Here is a 21713-nt window from a genome sequence, read left to right as displayed (position 1 = left end):
AGTGAAATAACAGACGAACTTATGGGAGGAGTTCATGTCTTACATATCCAAGAAAATGGCCGTCGCAGCGGTTGTCTTCAGCGCATTCGCTGCAAGTCCTGCCGCATCGGAAGAGGTATACAAGATCGGCATTTCGGCGGGTCTGACGGGTTATGCTGCAACTGTTGATCGTGCTTGGCGCGACGGCGTTGAGACAGCGGTTGAAACGGTCAACGCTAAGGGCGGCGTATTGGGGCACAAGCTCGAAGTCGTGGTTGAAGACAACCGCTCGCAACCACAGGATGCCGTTACCGTCTACCGCAAGATGATGAGTTCGGATGGGGCGAACATCTTCATCAGCGGTTGCGTTTCAGCAGGTAATGCTGCGGCTGCGAGCATGACGGCGCGTAGCGAAATACCGATGATCCTCTGCTCCATCTTGCCGAAGCAGCCGAAGGAGATCGAGTGGGCGTTCACCACCTTGCCGCCTGCCGGTTTCGAAGTCGAAAAACGTCTGGAATATCTGCGCGACAAGACAGATATCCGCAAGATTGGTGTTCTGCATGATCCGACGCCCTATGCATTGTTGCAGAAGACCGTCGCTGAAAAGGCGGCTGCTAAATACGGCATCGAAGTTGTGGGTGTCGAAGCCTACAAGCAGGATGACGCCGATCTCAGTGTGCAGTTGAACAAGATGCAGGCGGCAGGTGCTGGTGCAATCATCAAGATTGGCCTCGGCGGTACCACACTGACGGCAGCCAAGAACCTGAAGCAGCTTGGTTCGAACATGCTGCTTTTGACCAGTCTGGAAGATCTGGCCGTCTTCAAGCCAGTCGCGGAGGTTCTGGGTGACAGGTTCTTCTTCGTTGCATCGCCGTCTCAGGTATTCGAAGCCTACCCGGACGGTCCGCTCAAGCAGGCTATCGGCACCTTCCTTGATCCGTGGCGCAAGAAATTCGCTGATCGCGATCCGAACTGGGCGTCGCGTGGCTGGGACGGTGTGATGCTCACGGTGGCAGCAATCGAAAAGGGTAAGTCCTTCGAAGGTCCATCGGTACGCCAGAACCTGGAGCAGATCACCAATTTCCAAGGCACAACAGGCACCTATAATTTCGCGGCTGACAATCATCAGGGCATTGCCGTCAATCCCTTTGTGATTGCCCAGATCATCGATGGCAAGGTGAGGATCGCGCAATGACGTCTGAGCTGCCGCACTGTGCAACGCCGGTGCTCGAAACCCGCGGACTGAAAGCGCATTATGGACATGTTCAGGCGCTTAAGTCAGCCGATCTTTCCGTTGGGAGTGGCGAGCTGATCGCTGTCCTCGGGCCGAACGGTGCGGGTAAATCGACCCTGTTGCGGGCAATCATGGGTCTCACCCCCAATGAGGGGGTGGTCCGGTTCATGGGTACCTCGCTTGGGCGGCGTGACCCTGTGGGTGCGGCGGCTAAAGGCGTTGTCCTGGTGCCGGAGGGGCGCGGTATTTTCGGTCCAATGACGGTACTCGAAAACCTTGAACTTGGCGCCTATCGGGTGCGCGACAAAGCCGAGTTGCAGCGTCGCTATACGCGTGTCTTCGATCTATTTCCAAGGATCAAGGAGCGGCTTTCGCAGGTCGCTGGCTCCATGTCCGGCGGCGAGCAACAGATGGTTGCTGTCGGTCGCGCCATGATGGCCGATCCCAAGGTGCTGCTTCTCGATGAACCGTCGCTTGGGCTTGCACCGCGTGTAACCGGGGAGATTCTTGAAACTCTCGGCCGATTGGCCGCGGAGGGCTTGCCGATCATCCTCGTTGAGCAGAAAGCGCCGCTGGCGCTGAAACTCGCCTGCCGTGCTTATCTTCTTTCGCTTGGGCGCATCGTCGCCACACTTGATCCTCGCGAGGTAAAATCTCATGACGAACTCGCACAATATTATTTCGCGTGATCCTTCAATGACGGGCGGCGGTAGCGGCCTTCTCGGAAACTGGTTGACAGCATCCGCCGGTATCTGGGTGCTGTCGGCAGCTATTGTCGGCTATGCTGTGATTTTCGGCGGCTATCTTTCCACTATCGTCGCTTTCGGACTGATCTATGCGATCTTTGTATCCGGTCTCAATGTCTTTATGGGGCTGACGGCTCAGGTCTCCTTTGGTCAAAGCGCTTTTGCAGCCATCGGCGGCTACAGCTCGGCTGTGTTGACCACAACCTATGAATGGGCGCCATTGCCAGCCATGATGTTTGGGCTCGTCGCTGCTATGGTGGCGGCTTGTATCATTGGTCTTCCAACACTTCGTCTCAAGGGCCATTATCTCGCGATGGCAACGCTGGCGATCGGCTTGATCGTCTACGAAATCGCTGTCGAATGGGAATCCGTAACGCAAGGTTATCTCGGGATTTCGGGCATTCCACCGCTTGGCATTGGATCGTTTGAGGCTGCGAGCGACAGACAAATTCTGCTGACCCTTTCAATGCTGACAATTCTCGTCGCTTTCGCCATGTCCCGCATTCGCAAATCGCGTGTGGGGCGAGCATTTGCAGCCGTCGCGGGCAGCGAAGAGGCTACAAGCGCGCTTGGTATTAATGTGGCGCGGTACAAATTGCTTTCTTTCCTGCTATCTGCAGCTCTGGCTTCGATTGCGGGTTCGCTTTTCGTCCATGTGGTTGGCTTTGTCAGCCCTGAGGTGTTCGGCCTCCATATGGTCGTGCTCGCTTTCACGATGATCTATATCGGCGGGTTGGGCACTGTTGCTGGGCCGATTATCGGAGCGCTTATCGTCAGCCTTTTGCCGGAAATATTCCGCGGCTTGAGTGAAAGTCAGGACCTGGCCTACGGCGTCACGCTGATTATCATTCTCATCTACGCGCCCAAGGGGCTGGTTGGGTTGGCTAAGTCTCTTGATGCGCGCAAGGCGCCGTCAAAAACCTCGGGGAGGGCGCAATGAACGCTATCCTGCAAGTGCGTGGCGCCACGCGCCGGTTCGGTGGGCTGACGGCTGTCGATAATGTTTCATTTGATGTTCCGGAACGGGGTGTCACGGCTGTCATTGGGCCCAATGGCGCCGGCAAGACGACGCTCTTCAATCTCATCGCTGGCAGCATGCCGCCAAGTGAGGGCGAGATCATTTTGTTGGGGTCGAATGTGACCAACTTGCGGACGGAAACGAGAGCAGGGTTGGGGTTGGTACGCACGTTCCAGCTCGTCAAACTGTTCCAGGATCTGACCGCGCTGGAAAACGTCAAGGTCGGTTTCCACTTGCGAACGAAAGGCGGCCTGTTCGCCGCATTGTTACGCCCCGGCTGGCAACGACAATCCGAACGCGAGGTGGAGGAGAAGGCGAAGGCGCTTCTCGATCTTGTGGGACTGTCGTCTGTCGCCGACAGCCCCGCCGCAACCTTGCCCTATGGTCAGCAGCGTCTTCTCGAAATTGCCCGTGCCATGGCGGCTCGTCCGCGTGTGCTGCTGCTGGATGAACCGGCGGCTGGTCTCAACGCCGAAGAAAGCGAGCGTCTGGCCGAAACCGTGCGTATGATTGCCGCCGACGGGATCGCGGTGCTGCTCATCGAACATGACATGAAGCTGGTCATGGATATAGCCGACGAAGTAGTTGTGCTCGACTATGGCCGCAAGATCGCCCAAGGCACGCCGGAAGCGGTGCGCCAAGACCCGGCCGTCATCGCGGCATATCTGGGTTAGGAGCTTATGATGGATGTGCTTTTTCAAAGTCTGATCAGCGGCGTCAGCATTGGCTGCGTTTATGGTCTGATCGGCATTGGTTTCTGTGTCATCTATAATGCAAGTGGCATTGTCAATTTCGCGCAGGGCGCATTTGTGATGCTGGGCGGCATGGTCACCTATATCTTCCTCGAACAGTATCATCTGCCGTATTTTCTGGCAGCTGTGTTGGCGATAGCGGTGGTGGCCGTCGTTGGAGCACTTCTGGAGCGACTGGTGGTGCGCCCTCTCTGGAAGCGCAGCGCTGCCATGTTCGTGATGATCCTCGCGACGCTTGCTGCACAGATCGTGATTGAGCGGCTGACTTTTTTGGTGGTCGACGACCAGCCAAAGACCTTGCCGGTATTTCTTGATCTGCCCCCGATCATGATCGGCGGGGTAGCGATTAATTATCAGTCATTGTGGATCATGGCTGGCTCTTTACTCATCGTTGCGGCGCTTGGCCTGTTCTTCAAACGCACCCGGTTTGGCAAAGCGATGCGCGCCTGCTCTATCAATGCCGAAGCGGCAGCGCTTCAAGGGATCCCGGTATCGGCAATGCTGACCGGTGCTTTCGTGCTCAGCGCAGTGCTGGGTGCCCTCGCTGGAATTCTGGTTACTCCGACGCAGTATACAGCGTTCAACATGGGCGTGCCGTTTGCGATATCCGGGTTCATCGCTGCAATCATCGGCGGTTTCGGCCGCCCGTTTGGGGCGTTCCTCGGCGGTATCATGCTTGGTCTCGTTCAGGCTCTTGCCATCCTGTCGCTGGGCGCTGGTTTCAAGAATGTTGCGGCACTGTCGATCCTGCTGCTCTTTCTGTTCATTCGGCCTTCCGGCCTTTTGGGCAGCGCCCGCTGAACTCAAATATGCGAGACATTTCGATGAACATTCATAAAGTTGACTGGAACAGCATTCCCTGGACGCCCGTGCGCGACGGTGTCGAGCGCAAGGCCTTCTCAGGTGAGGGCGCCACGCTCGCGCTCCACCGGCTGAAACCGGGCCACGAGCCGAAGCCGCATTCGCACGAGAATGAGCAGATCGCCTATATTCTCGCCGGAACCATCCGTTTCACGGTGGGTTCGGAAGAACATATCGTCGGTCCCGGCGGCCTGCTGGTCATTCCACCAAATGTGGTTCACTGGGGGGAGGTCATTGGTGATGAAGATGTGCTCAATCTCGATGTGTTCACACCGCGTCGCCCTGAATATGCCTGAGATGCAAAGGCCAGAAAAGGAAGGGAGAAAGCAGCGATGAACATGGCATCGTGGCTTGCCCGAAATGGACGGGCAAATCCGGCATTGCCAGCTGTGGGTTACGGCCGTCGCGTGGTGGCTACCTATGGTGAGCTGGCTGAACGATCAGCCCGTCTGGCAGGCGGATTGGCGCAGCGCTTTGGTCTGCAACCCGGAGACCGCGTTGTAATCGCAGCCAAGAACGAGGCCGACTATGTCACCGCGCTTTACGCGACATGGTGGGCGGGGGCTGTCGCGGTTCCCGTCAATGCCAAACTTCACGCGCAGGAGATTGCTTTTGCGATTGATGACTCCGGTGCCACCGTCGTGCTCGCATCGAGAGATATTGCTGAGGCAATAGCTGTCGTTGCACCGCAGCGAATGCGTTATCTGGTTGCGCTTGGCGGGCAAGACTGGCGCAATCTTCTGCAATCGGATCCGCTGGCGCTTGCGTCACAAAACGACGACGATATGGCCTGGCTGTTTTATACCAGTGGCACGACGGGCAAGCCCAAAGGAGCCTGTCTTTCCCATGCCAATCTGGCTGCCATGTCTTATGCCTATCTGGGGGAGGTCGATCCGACCGTGGTTGGGGACACAACGTTGCATGCTGCACCTATGAGCCATGGAGCAGGTCTCTACATGATGGCGCATATATTGCGCGGTGGTGTCAATGTCGTTCCGGAATCCGGTGGCTTCGATGCGCAGGAAGTTTTCGAATTGGCTGCACACTGGCAGCGGATGTCGCTCTTCGCGGCCCCCACAATGGTCAAGCGCATGGTTGCCGAAGCGGATAAGGCCGATCCGGCGGCTTTTCGCACCATTATTTATGGCGGCGGGCCGATGTATGTCGAGGACGCTATTGCTGCGCTGGACGCGTTTGGGCCGCGCCTTGCCCAGATTTACGGTCAGGGCGAAACTCCGATGACCATTACCGTGCTCGATCGCAAGACGATAGCCGATCGCACGCGCGCAAACTGGCGGGCAGTACTGGGCAGTGTCGGCGCACCGTTTGGCATGGTCGATGTCATGGTTTGCGACGATGAAGGCAAGGCACTGCCTGCGGGCATGTCGGGTGAAATTCTGGTGCGCGGTCCCACAGTCATGAGCGGATACTGGCAAAATGAGACTGCGAGCGCTGCAACATTGAAAGAGGGCTGGTTGCATACCGGTGATATCGGTGCCTTTGGTGAAGATGGGTATCTGACACTGAAGGATCGTTCGAAGGACGTCATCATTTCGGGCGGCAGCAACATCTATCCGCGCGAGATTGAGGAAGTGCTGCTGGTGCATCCAGATGTCACTGAAGTGTCGGTCATCGGTCGACCCGATCCCGAATGGGGCGAAGTCGTTGTTGCTTATGTGGTCGGCAAAGCAGCGGCCGTCGAACTCGACAATTTGTGTCTGGATCGGATCGCAAGGTTCAAACGTCCGAAGGATTATATCTTCATCGACGCTTTGCCCAAGAACAACTATGGCAAAATCGTCAAGACGATACTGCGCGATATGGATGTACAACGCCGCGCTTCGTGACAGGTGCGCCATCAGGAGTTGAGAATGAGCAATCCTCTCATTGTAGGCTGGTCTCACACGCCGTTCGGTAAGCACGAGGGCAAGGACGCGGAAGCGTTGATCGCGGATGTTGCAGGTGCGGCCATTGCGGATGCGGGTCTTGAGCCTGGTGACATTGATGCCGTCTTCATTGGCATGTTCAATAATGGTATGGCAAAGCAGGACTTTCCGGCCAGTCTGGTTCTGCAATCGCTTCCCGAGCTACGTTACAAGCCGATGGCGCGGTGTGAAAATGCCTGCGCATCTGGGAGTGCGGCAATTCACGCCGGACGCAATTTCATCCGCAGCGGCGATGGCCGAACAGTGCTGGTTATTGGTGCCGAGAAAATGACTGGCGGTACCACAGCGAGTGTTGGCGACGCTTTGCTTGGCGCGAGTTATCGCAGGGAAGAAAACGAGATAAAGGCTGGCTTTGCAGGCGTATTTGCTCGGATCGCCGAGGCTTATTTCCAGCGCTACGGTGACCAGTCCGATGCGTTGGCGCAGATTGCGGCCAAGAACCATCGCAACGGTGTCGATAATGTCTATGCGCAGATGCGTAAGGATCTGGGCTATGAGTTCTGTCGAACAGTCAGCGACAAGAACCCGCTCGTCGTGGGTCCGCTGCGTCGAACGGATTGTTCGCCCATTTCTGATGGGGCAGCGGCGCTCGTCCTGACAAGCGATGATAATGCAGGCAGTTTTACACGCGCTGTGCGGTTCCGCTCAGCGGTGCATGTCAGTGATTTCATGCCGCTTTCCAAACGAGAAATTCACCGTCTGGAAGGGGCGGAGCAAGCCTGGGCTGGCGCGTTTGAAAATGCTGGTGTCAGCATTGATGATCGTTCCTTCGTCGAAGTGCATGACTGTTTCACCATTGCCGAGTTGTTAGCCTACGAGGCTATGGGACTTGCCGCGCCGGGAGAGGGGGCACGCACCGCTCTAGAAGGCTGGACAACGGCGGACGGGCGTCTGCCGGTCAACCGTTCGGGGGGCCTGAAGGCCAAGGGCCATCCCGTGGGCGCGACTGGCGTTTCCATGCATGTCATGTCGGCCATGCAGCTAGTGGGTGAAGCAGGAGCTTTGCAGTTGCCGCGTGTCGATCTTGCAGGCGTTTTCAATATGGGTGGGAGTGGCGTCGCCAACTACGTGTCTATTTTGGAGGCAGTCAACTCTTGAACTCCATGGCATTTTCGAGGCCGTTTATCAGTCTAGAAGATTTACCGCAGGACAGGCTTATTCTTGGCGAGACTTCCTCAATGGTAAACTCACAACGTTATGGATTTCTCCCCAACTTTCAGCACAAATGCACCCAGAGAATAATGCGCTTCAGATCGCAGCAAATTTGATTCTGTCAAACTCTTGGAAATAGACAGGTTTTCAGACTGGCAATCACATTCCGTTTGTGCACCACGGTTAGACTGCTATGGCGGCGCGGTTTGACGATGTTTTGCTCCGTTCTTCGATCTAGGGCCGCTTCTTATGAAGAAGCTCTGGCCTATTTGATGCCTTGAAGTCTATATGGCTCGACCTCCCAACAGTAGTTCAATGCTACTCTTCAACCCATCGGCGCTCGGATGCAGTGAGGTGTGCATGCATAGCGACTTGCGCCGCAAAAGGGTCTTTCGCCCGTAACGCAATTAAGATGGCGTGATGTTCTTCAACCGCTGATCGCCACGTATTCGGACTCTCCGTACGCCGTTGCATCCGTTCGGAGATCGGGCTGTGTCTTTCATCGAAAAGCGTGATCACCATATTGGTCAGAACGCTGTTTCCCACCACTGATGCGAGGCCAATATGAAATTGTCTATCGTGTTCGACAGGCTTTCGATTGGCTTCGATTTCTCGCGTCATTGCTTCAAGAACGCTTTCCAATTCTGTTAAGGCTTGCTCGCTGATTTGTGCCGCGCATTGCGCGATCAAACCACATTCGATCAAAACTCGGGCCTGCATTAATTCAACAGGGCTTTCTCCCAATGACTGATCGTTCACATCTGTTTCGGCGGGAGTCCGCACATAGATGCCGGATCCAGATCGAATTTCAATGACGCCTTCAATTTCGAGCGCGATTAGCGCCTCGCGAAGCGATGGACGGGAAATACCCAGTTGCTGCGCAAGATCACGCTCAGCCGGCAGCCTCGATCCGGCTACCACTGAACTTGCATCGATGAATTCGCGGATTTGATCCGCTATCTGCTGGTAGACACGTCTGGTTTCAATCATTTGGTAAGACCAAAATTGCTGAGAGTGATCATTTTCGATGTCTTTTCTTCCATTCTAACACAGTTCTTAATAAATTTCGAGAAAGCGGCTTGACCAAATTTCTATTTTACCCCATCAAGTGGCAACTTTTGTCAGAGCTTTAGGAGGAGGAGCGCGATGAGAGGTCTTTCTGCAAAGAAGTCATCTGAAACAGCTCCTGCGCTGTTGAAGCTCGACAACGTATCGAAAGAATTTCCAGGAGTGAAAGCTCTTTCGGGCGTTAGTTTCGATCTGCGCGCCGGTGAGGTTCATGCTGTCTGCGGAGAAAATGGCGCCGGCAAATCGACGCTGATGAAAATCATCAGCGGTGTATACCAGCCAAATTCAGGTTCGATCACCTATAAGGGTGCGCCCGTTCGGTTCGCTTCGACGCTGGAGTCGGAAGCGGCTGGCATCGCCATCATCCACCAGGAACTTAACCTTGTGCCACATCTGAGCGTTGCAGAGAACATCTATCTCGCGCGGGAACCTCGGCGGGGCTTTCTGGTCGATCGAAAGAAGTTGATCGCAGATGCCAAGCGTTGCTTGGATCGGCTCGGAGTTCGTATCAATCCAAATGTGCAGGTGCGAACGCTTTCGGTCGCCCAATGTCAGATGGTGGAAATCGCGAAGGCACTTTCCCTGAACGCAAATGTGCTGATTATGGACGAGCCGACCTCGTCTCTGACAGAACAGGAGGCGCAGCTTCTCTTCAAGGTGATCCGTGACCTGAAAAGACAGGGCACCGGCATTATTTATATCTCGCACCGGCTGGATGAGATGCAGGAAATTGTTGATCGCGTTACGGTTTTGCGCGATGGACGATATGTCTCGACCGATGATTTTGCTGACCTCACTGTCGATGAGATCGTTGCGCGAATGGTTGGGCGCTCATTGGAAGACAAGTTTCCCGAGCCGACCCGTCAGCCTGCTGACGATGTCATTTTTTCGGTGAGAGGCCTGACAAGACGCGATGTCTTCGAAAACATAAGCTTTGATATTCGTCGTGGTGAAATTCTCGGCTTTGCCGGCCTGATGGGCGCGGGACGAACGGAAGTAGCGCGGGCAATTTTCGGTGCTGATCCGCTTGATGCGGGCACGATTATGCTCGACGGCAGAGAACTGAAGGTATCAGATCCACGTAGCGGGATCGATGCAGGCATCGCTTACCTGTCTGAAGATCGCAAGGCTCAAGGTCTGGCCATCGCGATGCCCGTCGATGCCAATCTGGTAATGGCGCGCATGCAGGCGGTCAGTAACAGTCTCGGCGTCATCGACCGAAAGCAGCAACGGGACGCGAGCCAGCATTATGTTGATCTCCTGAACATCAAGACGCCGAGTCTCGATCAGCCGGTTCGCCTTCTGTCTGGTGGCAATCAGCAGAAGATTATCATTGGCAAATGGCTGTTTCGTGAGCCGCGGGTCATGTTTTTCGACGAGCCGACTCGTGGCATCGACGTTGGAGCGAAATTCGCAATCTATCAGATCATGGACGAGCTTGCGGCGCGTGGTATCGCGGTCGTTTTGATCAGTTCTGAATTGCCGGAAGTACTTGGGATGTCTGATCGCATCGCGGTCTTTCATGGCGGGCGCATCGCTGCGACGCTCACGACGCGAGAAACCAATCAGGAAGAGATCATGCATTACGCGTCCGGCAGTGGTCGGCGCGGCGAATAAGGATAATCAGCATGGTGGACCTAATCAGCGACAAACCGGAAGAGCAGCCACAAGTCCCGGCAGGGAAAGGACGGCGTCTCAGTGAACGGCAAAAGGATATTATTCAGAAGTTTGCTGCACTCGGCAGTCTTGTCGTGCTGGCTGCGATCTTTTCCGCAACGAGCAGCGCTTTCTTTACTGTCGGCAATGGGATGACAATTGCGCTTCAGGTTACTTCGATTGCATTGCTTGGCATCGGTGCGACCTATGTGATCATCACCGGTGGTATTGATCTGTCTGTTGGTTCGGTACTTGCGCTTGCCGGCGTTGTCGCCGCGCTGGCTGTCAAGGAATTACAGCTGCCCATTTGGATATCAATGCTGCTCGGCATTCTGACAGGATCGCTTTGTGGACTTATCAACGGGCTCGTTGTCATAAAGTTGAAGTTACCTCCCTTTATCGCCACGCTCGGCATGATGCTGATTGCCCGTGGTGTTGCGTTGCAGATAACCGGCGCCCGCGCAGTGTCAGGATTGGGAGAAAGCTTCGGTGTTTTGGGTAATGGTTCGCTCTTCCGGTTCGAATCTATCGATGAACAGGGATTTCCGGTCGTTACCTTTCCGGGCATCCCCTATCCCGTTGTCCTGATGATACTAATTGCGGTTATTGCTGCATACGTTCTCAATCGGACTGTGTTCGGCCGACATATCTATGCCATTGGCTCCAACGCTGTTGCCGCGCGTCTGTCGGGCGTCAACGTCTCGCGGATAACCGTCTATACCTATCTGATTTCAGGCACGCTCGCAGGATTGACCGGCTGTGTGTTGATGTCGCGATTGGTTACGGCACAGCCGAATGAGGGCGTCATGTATGAACTTGATGCCATCGCCAGTGCGGTTATCGGCGGGACATCATTAATCGGCGGGGTAGGTACGATCTCCGGAACCTTCATTGGTGCGTTCGTCATCGGCATTTTGCGCAACGGTTTGAACATGAATGGCGTTTCCGCCTTCACTCAGCAAATCATCATCGGCCTTGTCATTCTGGTCACCGTTTGGATCGACCAATTGCGCAATCGCCGCTGAAGAGGAGGACGGGAAGGGTAGGGCCTTCCCCCGTTTCGAGCTCCGGTCGGGTTCGGTTAGTTGGAGGAAAAAATGGGTAAATTCAAAACTGCGCTTCTCGCTTCGGTTATGGTCTTTGGCGGATTGTCCACTGCTTCGGCTGGTGAAATTGCTGTTATCGTCAAGACGGTCAATTCGACCTTCTGGCAGAACGTTCAGAAGGGTGCTGATGCTGCCATTGCCAACGCAAAGGGTGAGCACACGATGACTTTCCAGGGACCTGCATCGGAGTCGGCTATCGCCGATCAGGTCAATATGGTCGAAAATGCAGTCAACCGTAAAGTCGACGCCATACTCCTTGCACCTTCCGATCCTGATGCGCTCGTGCCAGCTGTGAAAAAGGCTTGGGAAGCGCGCATCCCGGTTGTCATCATCGACAGCCAACTCGCCGACGGTGCCGAGAAATATTATCAGTCCTTCCTGTCAACGGACAATAAAAAGGCTGGCGAGCTCGCTGCTAAAGCTCTGATCGACAAGGTCGGAACCACCGGCAAAATTGCGGTTATGTCTTATGTTGCTGGAGCTGGGTCCGAAATCGGTCGCGTGGGCGGCTTTACCGACTACATTAAGGCCAATTCGAAACTGGAAATCGTCGGTCCGTATTATTCACAGTCGCAGATGGCCACTGCGCTTAACCAGACGACCGATGTTCTTGCTGCCAACAGTGACTTGAAGGGTATTTTTGGAGCGAATGAGCCGACCGCAATCGGCATGGGCCGGGCGATCAAGCAGGCAGGCAAGGCGGGTAAGGTTACCGCAATCGGTTTCGACGGGAACCAGGATCTGCAGGAATTCGTCAAGGACGGCACACTCTCTGCAACTGTTGTTCAGGGCTCATACCAGATGGGCGATATAGGCGTTGCGACGCTGCTGAAGCTGCTCAAGAAGGAAAAGGTCGAAAAGACAATCGATACTGGTGTCGTTGTTGTCACAAAGGACAATGTCGACAAGCCGGAAGCGAAGAACGTTCTTTACTAAGTTAAGGCTGGCGCGCGGAACATATCCGCGCGCTCTTTTCTGTTGGATTGGGAATCGGCTCATCATGAAGGTTTCAGACAAACGCAAGTTGCGCAATCGTGACGTCTCGTTCACGCTAATGGGTCTCGGCTGTGCACAGATGGGTAATCTCTATCGAGTGACGAGTTATCAGGAATCTCTGAGTGCTTTCGATGCGGCTTGGGATGCTGGTATCCGTTATTTCGATACAGCGCCATTTTATGGCTATACGCGTTCAGAGCGTCGCCTCGGCACCATGGTCACGGAGTACAAGCGCGACGAGTATGTGATCAGCACGAAAGTTGGGCGTATCATGGTGCCGGACGAAACGGTCGGGCCAGAAGAAGACGCTTATGTGGAGCCGCTGCCATTCCGACCGACTTATGATTACAGTTACGACGCGATCATGCGTTCCTTGGAAGCAAGCCGCCAGCGCATTGGAGTGTTTGCTCCTGACGTTCTGTATATTCATGACATTGGTCGCGCCACCCACGGCGATCGTCATCAACACTATTGGGACCAGCTGACCAAGGGTGGCGGGTTCAAGGCGCTTGGAGAACTGCGTTCTGCAGGTTTGGTAAAGGCCGTCGGTTTAGGGGTCAACGAATGGCAGGTCGTATCCGACGCGATGCAGGAATTTGACATCGACGTCTCCATGCTCGCTGGCCGCTATACCTTGCTTGAGCAGGAAAGCCTTGATCTTCTCGACCGTTGCCACCGCGCAGGCGTTGGTATCGTCGTGGCGGGCGCATTCAACTCCGGTCTTCTGGCAGGCAATCGAAAGTTCAACTACGCTGAAGCGCCGGGTGATCTCCTTGGCCGTGTCGATGAGATCCAAGCGGCATGCGAATCCGAAGGGATTACCATGCAAGCGGCTGCGCTGGCCTTTCCTACGCTGCATCCGGCTGTGGTCACGGTCGTTTCGGGTGCTCGCAATGGCGAGCAGATGAAGGCAAATGTCGATTGGTTCGAGCAGGAAATTCCAGCTTCCTTCTGGGTACGCCTGAAGGATAAGGGCGTGATTTCGGCCGACACGCCAACCGGTTGATCTGATGTAACAATATTGAAGGCAATGCTGGCCCAGGAGAGCTGACTACAACTCTCCTGGGCTTTAATTTTCACATAGGTTTTGTCCGAATTTCTGGGTTTTTATCTAAGAATAGCTCGAACCCGTTTGATGACTTCATCACGCTCTTGAAGCGAGGCGGTGAAAACTAGGAGGCGTGCCAATTATTCTCTTATAAGCACGGCTGAACGACGCTTCGGAATCATAACCAAGTTTGTTGGCAATGGAGGCGACGCGCTGGCCTTCACGTAACCACTGATGGGCCTGCTGCATACGCGTGCGTGCCACATAACGGGCAGGGGTTTCCCCTACGATATCAAGAAATCGCTGGGCAAAACTCGACCGTGACGCGCCCATAATGCTTGCCAGTTCTTCGACAGACCAATGGCGCGCGGGGTCAAGATGAACTGCCGCAAGTACCCGACCCACTTCATGATTGCGCAACGCAGCAAGCCAGCCTGTTGCCTCACCGCATCCATGCTCGACCCAACTGCGTATCATCGTTGCGGTCAGGACATCGGCCAGCCGTGCCATGATCCCACAGGCTCCAACGCGGTTCATTTCGGCTTCCCGCGACATGCTTTCAAGCAGAGACGGAATGGAAGGTTCCTTGATTGCAAAGTCGTTTGCTCGGATAAAGCCCGGCATCAGTTGAAGAAGGGGATGGAATCTGTCCAAATTGAATTTCATCACGGCAAAGAAAAGCAGATTCCGAGCGTCAGCGTTGGGGCATTCGACATTGACGATGCCGTCTACGCTCTTACTTGGAAAGTCGCTGATGGGTACGGGTGTGATGCCGGGTGTACTGGCAATCACGTGTCCATCTCCGCGCGGGAGCAGGACAGCATCGCCAGGCTTCAACTCATGCCAATCTCCATCCGGCGATTGAATCCAGGCTGAACCTGATGCCAGAAAGTGAAACCGCGCCGGCTCACCGGATGGGAACAGAGTTGCCCATGGAGCACATGGCTGGCAGCGGCCATATTCAACGCCGTCAAGTCTTATGCCGCGCAGAATCTCCGTAAGTGGATCGATCATTGTGGTCTCGGCAGATTTGGACGAATTGTCATGTTATTCGGATTTACTATCATAGAAACAACGAGGCGTCACTCCTATTTTCTGGCTAACTTAGGAAATGGAGTTCGCCATGGACATGAAGATAAACACGCGAAATGAATCCCGGGATGGGATAGAGGGGGCGGTGTGGCCTGCTATAATTTCGCTCTCTCTTGGCGTTTTCGGGCTCGTAACCGCTGAGTTTCTGCCGGTTAGTCTGCTCACGCCGATTTCAGCCGACCTTGGTGTGAGTGTGGGCGCCGCCGGGCAATCAATGACAATGACCGCAATCGTCGCCGCATTCGCTGGACCGGGCATCGTTATTGGAACGAGGCGCTTCGACCGGCGCTACGTTCTTTTAAGTCTCACTTTCGCACTCATCCTGTCCAGTCTCTTGTCGGCTTTTGCAAACAGTTTGACTGCCCTTTACGCGGCCAGAATTCTTCTGGGCGTAGGGTTGGGCGGCTTCTGGGCAATGTCCGTTGCATTGGCGATGAGGCTTGCGCCCAGTAAGATTCTACCGAGAGCCATGGCTGTTATCATGACAGGAGTGTCGGTGGCCACGGTGTGCGCAGCGCCTTTGGGGGCTTGGATCGGGGCGACGTTCGGATGGCGCTATGCCTTTTTTGTTGCAGCGGCTATTGGAGCGGTAACGTTCATCGTACAGCTTTTGACAGTGCCATCGCTGCCTTCTTCTGGCGATGCCAGCATTCGTACACTCGTGGCGGTGTTACGCCGTCCTGTTATTCGGGTCGGCCTGACCACTCTTCTTTTTGTCGTTGCCGCTCATTTTGCCAGCTTTACATATATCCGGCCATTTCTGGAGAATGTCCCGCAGTTCGGTATCGACTCGATTTCGGGAATATTGCTTGCATTTGGCATCGGTGGTTTCTTTGGGAACTTGCTGGGCGGATTTATGTCTGAACGAAGCACCCGAATGTCTTTGGCGATCGCGGCGGCTGGCTTGTCACTGGCAACGATTGTGCTTTTTGTTTTCGGCTCTGTGCCCATTGTGGCCATCGTGGCAACAGTGATCTGGGGGGTAGCGTTTGGAGCGGTGCCGGTAAGCGCACAAAGTTTCACAACACGCGCTGCGGGAGACGAAGCGGAGAGCGCGGGTGCATTGATGCTGACGACATTTCAAATAGCGATATCGAGCGGTGCGGTCCTCGGTGGGGTACTCGTCGATCTGCAAGGAGCTGCAGGAAGTCTGCTGTTCTCTGCTGTGGCAGCGATCGCTGGAGCAACTCTGATAGCAACAAGTGCTACCGCAAGGATACAGATGGCTCAATGACTATCGGAACAAACAGGGTGGCTCGTATTTTCGCAGCTACCCTGTCAGTCTTGACCGGCAATCTATTGGTAGGATTGGTCGTCGGCGATGATCGTCTTCCAATTCTCTCTATCTCGTCAAACCGTTAGAATACTCTATCCGAGAGCGGAGTTGATGGCCGCTGCGATTGCAGAATCGCTTATGGGCTTGCGCACGATGGTTATGTCGCGAAGCTTTTCGGGGATGAGCACCCTGTCGCTATAGCCTGTCGTAAAAAGAAAAGGGATTTTCAGCTTTAGAAGCAATTCGGCGATATTCTCCGAAGTACGGTCTCCCAGATTAAAATCGAGGATTGCAAGGTTGGGTTTGGATCGTTCAATCATCTCAAATGCCTCTGGCGCACTGGAGGCAAGATGAATATGTTCGGCACCCAATTTTCGTAAGGTGTTCTCCATATCAAGGGCGATCAGGCTCTGATCTTCGACAACCAGAATCTTCATTCCATTCATGTGGGTTTTCTCAACAACGTCTTTTGGAATATCTGGCGTTCTCAATTCATCGCTGAATTGCGACACATATAGAGATGGAACAGAAAACTGCGCTTGAAGCCCATCGCGATGGTATTCGATCCTGGCTTGTCCCCGGAGGTCGTATTCGAAAGAATTTCTTATCAGCTTGCTACCGAACCCCGTTCGTGACGGCCAGGTAACGGATGGCCCATTGGCTTCGTTCCAGAATATTTCGCAATCACCGGATGCTGCCAGTTTCCACCTGATTTTCAGGCGTCCTTTCTGAACCGAAAGAGCGCCATATTTCGCAGCATTTGTCATCATCTCGTGAAAGACCATGGCGATAACGCCAAATGCTCTTTGATCGAGATGGACTGGTGGACCTTCCAGAGTTATGCGACCCGGTGTGTCACTATAAAGATTGACTTCGGTTTTGAGCAAATCTGCTAGCGAACCGCCGTTTTCGCCGTCCAAAGACTGGTCGTGTGCCGATGCGAGCGCGCGTAATCGCCCTTCAAGCGTTTGAGCGTAGTCAGCAACATTTGCAGCGTTGGCTCCTGTCTGAAGCGCAATCGACTTGACCAGCGAAAGAATGTTCTTAACGCGATGATTGAGTTCGGCGTTCAACACCCGACGTCGCTGTTCAGTTTTCGCTCTTTCCTGTTCAGACAGCTCATTTTGCCGAAGGATGACGTCGCGTAAGTAAGTGCCAATCGACTGCGCTACTGAGAGATCTGTCGTGGTCCAGGGCGTTGAACGCCCGCGAACTTCTTCCCGCCAGGTGTCAAAGCTGCCTCTGGGCGTTAATCGGGAACCGAAAGGTGTTTCGACGGTGGTCTTTACCGGCTCTCCCGCCCATTCGATGGCGTGGGCCTCCTCATTGCGGAACAGGACAAGATAATCACTGAACGCCATGGAAAGTGGAATTGCGAGCATGCCTGCAACGCTTCCGGCATAGTCGGCCAAGTGGGTTCTGATTTCCTGGCTTGCCCAAAGCTCGCGTGGAGATTCATCGCCTGCGACTTTGAGCAGTTGGCGCGTTTGATGTTCGTTGAGCGTATCGCCACTTTGACGCCACTGCCCGTTCATCCACAATGCAGCTCCGTTGCCTGCAACCAGTTCGGAAAGCCGGCTGAGTTGTTCTCCCAGACTGTCGCGAATTTCATCACTGATACTCAGCTGCGATACAATAGTGTCGAGCTTGGTTCGTGCGTCTGCTGTGATCTGCAGTGTTTTTCGTCTGTCACAATCGGCTATATGTAGCGAAAAATACTGCCCGAACAGTTCAGCTCCTATCCGCAGGGGAAGAGGGGTGATTTTCGGGCTGTCGTGATGACAGGAAATCAGGCCCCATAGTTCACCATCAACAACAATCGAAATCGACAAAGAAGCGGAGACACCCATATTCTGCAGGTATTGGCAATGGATCGGGGAAACACTGCGCAACTGTGCAAAGGACATGTCGACAGCAGGTTCATCTGCTGCAAGTGAGGGACAAAGTGCAACGGGCTGATAGGATGTGTCGGAAATCATCCTGATTGTATTGACAAGATAGAGACGTCGAGCCTGGAGGGGTATATCCGATGCAGGAAAATGCTGTCCCATGAAGCTGCCAAGCGTGGGTGATTTTGCCTCCGCGATGACGCGACCTGCTCCGTTATGGAGAAATTGATAAATCATCACGCGGTCGTAACCCAGCATGGCCCTGACGAGGCGCGCGCCCGTTGCAGCGACCCTCTCTACTGTTTCCTCGCGACCAATGCGATGGATGACGCTACGCGTGAGATCAAGTGCCTGACGAGCACTTTGCCCTCGATCCGCACAGGGCTCTATTTCGACGAAAGTCTTTCCCAGATGCGTGTGGATCACAGCGTCAAAAAGCGTGGACTTGCCTGGAAAGCGAAGCCCAAGTACCACAGACGATAAGCCCGGCTCTCTCGCTTTGGCGGCGGCGTTCCGGAAATCATGCGCATTTTTCTCGCCAACAATCAAAGAAATGGCGGTGCCAGGGATCAAATCCCCTCTATAGCCCGTTATGCATGGAATATTGGCAGAAGCAAAAAGGAGATTTTGGCCAGACTGATCCATAACGAGCATTGCGCCGTGCGGTTGGATCGAACCTGGAATGTGGATTGGTTCGCGATCACAATTGGTGAGATTGACAGGTTCGGACACATCCATTGCGGCAGAACTTTCCCGGACTTAACCGTTCGTGAGCGCACCTTTTGCAGGATTGCTAAACTATCTGAGAGCTGAAAACGGCAAGACGTTGAGACCGCTGACAAACGAAAATATCCGTTGAGATTGTATTATCAACGATGGAGCACACAAACAAACCCGTCTTTTCAAGGGGTTACGTTAATTACGTCTAAAAGTAACATAGACCGAAAGGATCGTCCGTCCACTATTGGACACAACGGCCGCGAAAAGAGGAACTCGACTGTATGAATTTAACATCGACCCACGAGATGTCGGGCAATTTGCTTCTGATGATGCTCAATGAGGAAGACCGACAAAAGCTGCTGCCCCATACGGTCTTCTACGAACTTGAGGCGGAGGCTGTTTTGCAGAAGGCCGGAGACGATGTTGTTCACACTTGGTTTCCGTGCGGATCCGCGTTGGCGAGTTTTCAGCGCTGGGTCGACGAAGACAACAGCGCTGTCGAGATTGCGTTGATCGGAAGGGAAGGGGCTGTAGGAGGTATTGTGTCGAACGGCAGTTTACCCGCCTATGCCACCGCCATCGTTCGCAACTCGGGAAGCTTTGTCAGGATCAAAACGGCTGCACTCGAACAGTTGAAGCTGGATTCCATTTCGCTTCGGCACTGGTTTGCGCGCTATTCTGATTGTCTGATGGCTCAGGTATTTCAAACGGCCGCGTGTAACGCGACCCATACAATAACACAGCGAACGGCCAAATGGCTGCTATCAGCGGCAGAACGAACCGGCACAGATCAGTTCGAGATGACGCATGATCAGTTGTCGGAAATGCTTGGCGTCGGCAGGACATTTGTAACGCGCATTATCGGTCAATTGCGCAATGAGGGTATCATTGTCACCAGGCGTGGATTATTTATCATAAAAGACAAGAGCGCTTTGAAGCGCAAGTCGTGCAAGTGCACACAGGAAATCGAAGAGCATTACGATGCCGTAATGCACGGAATCTATTCATAACGATATTATGTGGTCTTGGCCCGTGTAACGAACGATGGAAAGTTTTGCTAATGAATCAACGCACCGTCCTGCAACGTCGATGGGATTTGAAGGCGGCTACTGCACCCTACCACGAACGGATTGACAGGCTTGGTTCGTTATATGGCATGTTCAATTCGTTGGACGCCTACCGGAAATATCTGGAAGCCACCTGGCACAGCAGATTGGCTCTGGAAACATTACTGGATGTCAGTGACCTGAGACGAGTATTCTCAGATTGGGACAATCATAAAATTCAATCTGAACTTCAAATGGATTATGCGGACCTGTCGGACGGGGAAGAACTGAAGAAGCCGGAATTGCAGTTCGACGCAAGGGTGCCTGTCGATCTGCCTTCAGCGATTGGTACGCTATACGTGCTTGAAGGTTCCGCTTTGGGGGCAACAGTGCTCATCCAGAAGGCGCGATTGCTTGGTCTCGGCGCCGGGTACGGTGCGCGACACCTGGCAAAGCAGGTCGGAAACCTGGCCGGCTGGAAGAAGACTGTTGCTTTGCTTGAAACCATGTCGCTCGACAAAAAAGATGAAGAACGGTGCATCGAAGCCGCGATTGACAGCTTTCGCACGTTTGAGATCAATTACGAGAAAGCGTTTGGTGAGCCATAAGATCGCGAGCAAAATAAGAGCTTGCTGGGCTGTTATGAATTCACTCAGCTGATGCATGATTTATTGCTGAAAAGTCAGAGTTCCAGAGTGCTGCTTGTGATGACGCCCTACATTTGAAATCTGGTGTGATCCAGATTAAATCTGTTTGCGTATAAAGCTGATGAACACAAAAGTTTCGTTCCTCTCGCAACAGTGGCACATGGAAGCTCAGCATAATTTACAGGTTCTGGCTTCGCTACATCTGAGCGGATGGGGTTTAATACGGATGAATGGACAGACCGCACCTGAAGATCAGCCCTCAATGGAGGAATTGATGCTGGCGGTCCGTTCCCGACGCGACGTGGACGCTTTCGAGGTGATTTTCAAGCATTTCGCACCCCGGGTGAAGGCTTATATGGCCAAACTGTCTGCTGATACGCAAACAGCGGAAGAATTAATGCAAGAGACCATGATTGCAGTCTGGAACAAGGCAGATCAGTTCGATGTTGCCAAAGGAGCCTTGTCCACCTGGATTTTCACCATCGCACGAAACCAGCGCATCGATGCGGTGCGACGCGCCCGGCGCCCGGAGTTCGACCCAACCGATCCGGCCTTTGTGCCGGATGAGGAACAGCCCGCTGACCTGAGGATTGCCGAGCGGCAATCCGCCAGCCAGTTGCGCGCGGCAATGGCTGACTTGCCGAAGGAGCAATCCACCTTGCTTGAACTCGCTTATTTCGAGGAAAGCACGCATAGCGCCATCGCAAAGAAGCTGAACCTCCCGCTTGGCACGGTTAAATCCCGCCTGCGGCTGGCATTCAACAAATTGCGCGCAGCGCTCGATAATTCGGGAGCGCACTGATGGATATCAAGCATCATCTGAGCGACGAACTCCTTTCAAGCTATGCTGCAGGCACGTTGGCCGAGGGTTGGAGCATCGCAGTCGCCACTCATCTTGCGCTCTGCCCGGCCTGCCGTTCAAGGCTCAAGCAGTTTGAACAGATTGGCGGGCAGCTTCTTGACGCGGTTGAGCCGCAGAAACTCGAAGCATCCACATGGGATAATTTCAAGGACAGGTTGCAGAAAACACCGCAATCAATGGAACAATCGGCACCGCGGTTCGAGATAAAGCAGCCTGCCGTGATACCGGAACCGCTGCGATCCTATGTCGGTGGCGATTTGCCGGACCTGAAATGGAAATCGCTTGGCCGGGGTGCTTATCAGGTGCCAATCGAGACCGGCGACAGCGAAACGCAGGTTCGACTTTTGCGAATTCCCGCTGGGAAGCCGGTGCCAGAACATGGGCATGGCGGTCGCGAACTGACATTGGTGTTGAGCGGCAGTTTCAATGATGGAACCGGGCTTTTTGCGCGCGGTGACATTGAGGAAGCGGATGCTGATCTCGTGCATCAGCCGATTGCCTCACCGGATGGCGATTGCATTTGTCTTGCGGTGACTGACGCGCCGCTCAAGTTCCAGAGCTGGCTTATGCGGCTCGTGCAGCCATTGATCGGCATCTAATGAAAAAGGCGGCATAT

The 21713-nt window shown here is 54.1% G+C and carries 20 protein-coding genes; 17 read left to right on the top strand and 3 right to left on the bottom strand.

Features of this window, described 5'->3' with window-relative positions:
* The first annotated feature begins 34 nt into the window (after positions 1-34).
* From ACTJKP_RS08460 to ACTJKP_RS08425, 8 genes are read left to right on the top strand one after another with little or no spacing between them, the layout of a single operon-like run.
* Positions 35-1177, top strand: coding sequence for an ABC transporter substrate-binding protein (locus ACTJKP_RS08460; protein ID WP_440630311.1), 1143 nt, complete (start codon positions 35-37; stop codon positions 1175-1177).
* Entirely contained in the window at positions 1174-1905 is a 732-nt protein-coding gene (locus tag ACTJKP_RS08455; RefSeq protein WP_440630310.1) for an ABC transporter ATP-binding protein, read from the top strand. Before ACTJKP_RS08460 ends, ACTJKP_RS08455 begins: the two co-directional genes overlap by 4 nt.
* Positions 1874-2902 carry a branched-chain amino acid ABC transporter permease gene (locus tag ACTJKP_RS08450; protein WP_440630309.1) on the top strand — a complete coding sequence of 343 codons (1029 nt, stop codon included), beginning with the start codon at positions 1874-1876 and terminating at the stop codon, positions 2900-2902. Before ACTJKP_RS08455 ends, ACTJKP_RS08450 begins: the two co-directional genes overlap by 32 nt.
* The gene (locus ACTJKP_RS08445; RefSeq protein ID WP_162762688.1) at positions 2899-3654 is read left to right on the top strand and encodes an ABC transporter ATP-binding protein; all 756 of its coding nucleotides are present in this window, start codon (positions 2899-2901) and stop codon (positions 3652-3654) included. The genes ACTJKP_RS08450 and ACTJKP_RS08445 overlap by 4 nt, the downstream gene beginning before the upstream one ends.
* A 9-nt stretch (positions 3655-3663) precedes the next feature.
* Complete coding sequence (locus tag ACTJKP_RS08440; protein ID WP_176168348.1) at positions 3664-4533, top strand: branched-chain amino acid ABC transporter permease; 870 nt, start codon at positions 3664-3666, stop codon at positions 4531-4533.
* 23 nt (positions 4534-4556) lie between these two features.
* The gene (locus tag ACTJKP_RS08435; protein WP_440630308.1) at positions 4557-4889 is read left to right on the top strand and encodes a cupin domain-containing protein; all 333 of its coding nucleotides are present in this window, start codon (positions 4557-4559) and stop codon (positions 4887-4889) included.
* 36 nt (positions 4890-4925) lie between these two features.
* A complete protein-coding gene (locus ACTJKP_RS08430; protein WP_078340003.1) occupies positions 4926-6440 on the top strand; it encodes an AMP-binding protein in 1515 nt (504 codons plus the stop codon).
* Positions 6441-6464: 24 nt separating this feature from the next.
* Positions 6465-7637 carry an acetyl-CoA acetyltransferase gene (locus ACTJKP_RS08425; protein WP_440630307.1) on the top strand — a complete coding sequence of 391 codons (1173 nt, stop codon included), beginning with the start codon at positions 6465-6467 and terminating at the stop codon, positions 7635-7637.
* Between the two features lie 372 nt (positions 7638-8009).
* On the opposite strand, the gene ACTJKP_RS08420 is transcribed toward ACTJKP_RS08425, so the two are convergent.
* Positions 8010-8681 (bottom strand): FadR/GntR family transcriptional regulator, encoded by a 672-nt coding sequence (locus ACTJKP_RS08420; protein WP_078340005.1) that lies wholly within the window; start codon positions 8679-8681, stop codon positions 8010-8012.
* Positions 8682-8837: 156 nt separating this feature from the next.
* On the opposite strand from ACTJKP_RS08420, the gene ACTJKP_RS08415 reads away from it, so the two are divergent.
* The 4 genes from ACTJKP_RS08415 (at position 8838) to ACTJKP_RS08400 (ending at position 13523) form a co-directional block, all read left to right on the top strand.
* The gene (locus ACTJKP_RS08415) at positions 8838-10376 is read left to right on the top strand and encodes a sugar ABC transporter ATP-binding protein (protein WP_440630306.1); all 1539 of its coding nucleotides are present in this window, start codon (positions 8838-8840) and stop codon (positions 10374-10376) included.
* 11 nt (positions 10377-10387) lie between these two features.
* Entirely contained in the window at positions 10388-11440 is a 1053-nt protein-coding gene (locus ACTJKP_RS08410; RefSeq protein WP_440630305.1) for an ABC transporter permease, read from the top strand.
* A gap of 72 nt (positions 11441-11512) precedes the next feature.
* Positions 11513-12457, top strand: a complete 945-nt coding sequence (locus ACTJKP_RS08405; protein ID WP_078340008.1) for an ABC transporter substrate-binding protein — start codon at positions 11513-11515, stop codon at positions 12455-12457.
* Positions 12458-12521: 64 nt separating this feature from the next.
* Complete coding sequence (locus ACTJKP_RS08400; protein WP_440630304.1) at positions 12522-13523, top strand: aldo/keto reductase; 1002 nt, start codon at positions 12522-12524, stop codon at positions 13521-13523.
* 138 nt (positions 13524-13661) lie between these two features.
* Here ACTJKP_RS08400 and ACTJKP_RS08395 read toward each other — a convergent pair whose 3' ends face one another.
* Positions 13662-14579 (bottom strand): AraC family transcriptional regulator, encoded by a 918-nt coding sequence (locus ACTJKP_RS08395; RefSeq protein WP_113534597.1) that lies wholly within the window; start codon positions 14577-14579, stop codon positions 13662-13664.
* A gap of 109 nt (positions 14580-14688) precedes the next feature.
* On the opposite strand from ACTJKP_RS08395, the gene ACTJKP_RS08390 reads away from it, so the two are divergent.
* On the top strand, positions 14689-15891 hold the full coding sequence (locus ACTJKP_RS08390) for an MFS transporter (protein WP_440630303.1): 1203 nt from the start codon (positions 14689-14691) through the stop codon (positions 15889-15891).
* A 134-nt stretch (positions 15892-16025) separates the two neighbouring features.
* On the opposite strand, the gene ACTJKP_RS08385 is transcribed toward ACTJKP_RS08390, so the two are convergent.
* Entirely contained in the window at positions 16026-18560 is a 2535-nt protein-coding gene (locus tag ACTJKP_RS08385) for an HWE histidine kinase domain-containing protein (protein ID WP_440630302.1), read from the bottom strand.
* A 263-nt stretch (positions 18561-18823) separates the two neighbouring features.
* Between ACTJKP_RS08385 and ACTJKP_RS08380 the strand changes: the two genes are divergently transcribed.
* From ACTJKP_RS08380 to ACTJKP_RS08365, 4 genes are all read left to right on the top strand, one after another.
* Positions 18824-19552 carry a Crp/Fnr family transcriptional regulator gene (locus tag ACTJKP_RS08380; RefSeq protein ID WP_078340013.1) on the top strand — a complete coding sequence of 243 codons (729 nt, stop codon included), beginning with the start codon at positions 18824-18826 and terminating at the stop codon, positions 19550-19552.
* Between the two features lie 50 nt (positions 19553-19602).
* Positions 19603-20196 carry a biliverdin-producing heme oxygenase gene (locus ACTJKP_RS08375; protein ID WP_440630301.1) on the top strand — a complete coding sequence of 198 codons (594 nt, stop codon included), beginning with the start codon at positions 19603-19605 and terminating at the stop codon, positions 20194-20196.
* Positions 20197-20461: 265 nt separating this feature from the next.
* Positions 20462-21037 carry a sigma-70 family RNA polymerase sigma factor gene (locus ACTJKP_RS08370; RefSeq protein ID WP_425277888.1) on the top strand — a complete coding sequence of 192 codons (576 nt, stop codon included), beginning with the start codon at positions 20462-20464 and terminating at the stop codon, positions 21035-21037.
* A complete protein-coding gene (locus ACTJKP_RS08365) occupies positions 21037-21696 on the top strand; it encodes a ChrR family anti-sigma-E factor (protein ID WP_440630300.1) in 660 nt (219 codons plus the stop codon). The genes ACTJKP_RS08370 and ACTJKP_RS08365 overlap by 1 nt, the downstream gene beginning before the upstream one ends.
* Positions 21697-21713 lie beyond the last annotated feature (17 nt).

This window comes from Brucella sp. 22210, assembly GCF_052045675.1.
Taxonomy (GTDB): Bacteria; Pseudomonadota; Alphaproteobacteria; order Rhizobiales; family Rhizobiaceae; genus Brucella.
The sequence above is the reverse complement of the archived record's forward strand: the minus strand, read 5'-3'. Positions and strand labels throughout refer to the sequence as shown.

Bases quoted from the DNA above. Each gene is read 5' to 3' on its own strand.
- ACTJKP_RS08390 (WP_440630303.1), top strand. From the start codon at position 14,689: ATGGACATGAAGATAAACACGCGAAATGAATCCCGGGATGGGATAGAG.
- ACTJKP_RS08425 (WP_440630307.1), top strand. From the start codon at position 6,465: ATGAGCAATCCTCTCATTGTAGGCTGGTCTCACACGCCGTTCGGTAAG.
- ACTJKP_RS08385 (WP_440630302.1), bottom strand. From the start codon at position 18,560: ATGGATGTGTCCGAACCTGTCAATCTCACCAATTGTGATCGCGAACCA.
- ACTJKP_RS08460 (WP_440630311.1), top strand. From the start codon at position 35: ATGTCTTACATATCCAAGAAAATGGCCGTCGCAGCGGTTGTCTTCAGC.
- ACTJKP_RS08415 (WP_440630306.1), top strand. From the start codon at position 8,838: ATGAGAGGTCTTTCTGCAAAGAAGTCATCTGAAACAGCTCCTGCGCTG.
- ACTJKP_RS08430 (WP_078340003.1), top strand. From the start codon at position 4,926: ATGAACATGGCATCGTGGCTTGCCCGAAATGGACGGGCAAATCCGGCA.
- ACTJKP_RS08380 (WP_078340013.1), top strand. From the start codon at position 18,824: ATGAATTTAACATCGACCCACGAGATGTCGGGCAATTTGCTTCTGATG.
- ACTJKP_RS08365 (WP_440630300.1), top strand. From the start codon at position 21,037: ATGGATATCAAGCATCATCTGAGCGACGAACTCCTTTCAAGCTATGCT.
- ACTJKP_RS08435 (WP_440630308.1), top strand. From the start codon at position 4,557: ATGAACATTCATAAAGTTGACTGGAACAGCATTCCCTGGACGCCCGTG.
- ACTJKP_RS08450 (WP_440630309.1), top strand. From the start codon at position 1,874: ATGACGAACTCGCACAATATTATTTCGCGTGATCCTTCAATGACGGGC.
- ACTJKP_RS08375 (WP_440630301.1), top strand. From the start codon at position 19,603: ATGAATCAACGCACCGTCCTGCAACGTCGATGGGATTTGAAGGCGGCT.
- ACTJKP_RS08455 (WP_440630310.1), top strand. From the start codon at position 1,174: ATGACGTCTGAGCTGCCGCACTGTGCAACGCCGGTGCTCGAAACCCGC.
- ACTJKP_RS08405 (WP_078340008.1), top strand. From the start codon at position 11,513: ATGGGTAAATTCAAAACTGCGCTTCTCGCTTCGGTTATGGTCTTTGGC.
- ACTJKP_RS08370 (WP_425277888.1), top strand. From the start codon at position 20,462: ATGAATGGACAGACCGCACCTGAAGATCAGCCCTCAATGGAGGAATTG.
- ACTJKP_RS08395 (WP_113534597.1), bottom strand. From the start codon at position 14,579: ATGATCGATCCACTTACGGAGATTCTGCGCGGCATAAGACTTGACGGC.
- ACTJKP_RS08400 (WP_440630304.1), top strand. From the start codon at position 12,522: ATGAAGGTTTCAGACAAACGCAAGTTGCGCAATCGTGACGTCTCGTTC.
- ACTJKP_RS08420 (WP_078340005.1), bottom strand. From the start codon at position 8,681: ATGATTGAAACCAGACGTGTCTACCAGCAGATAGCGGATCAAATCCGC.
- ACTJKP_RS08410 (WP_440630305.1), top strand. From the start codon at position 10,388: ATGGTGGACCTAATCAGCGACAAACCGGAAGAGCAGCCACAAGTCCCG.
- ACTJKP_RS08445 (WP_162762688.1), top strand. From the start codon at position 2,899: ATGAACGCTATCCTGCAAGTGCGTGGCGCCACGCGCCGGTTCGGTGGG.
- ACTJKP_RS08440 (WP_176168348.1), top strand. From the start codon at position 3,664: ATGGATGTGCTTTTTCAAAGTCTGATCAGCGGCGTCAGCATTGGCTGC.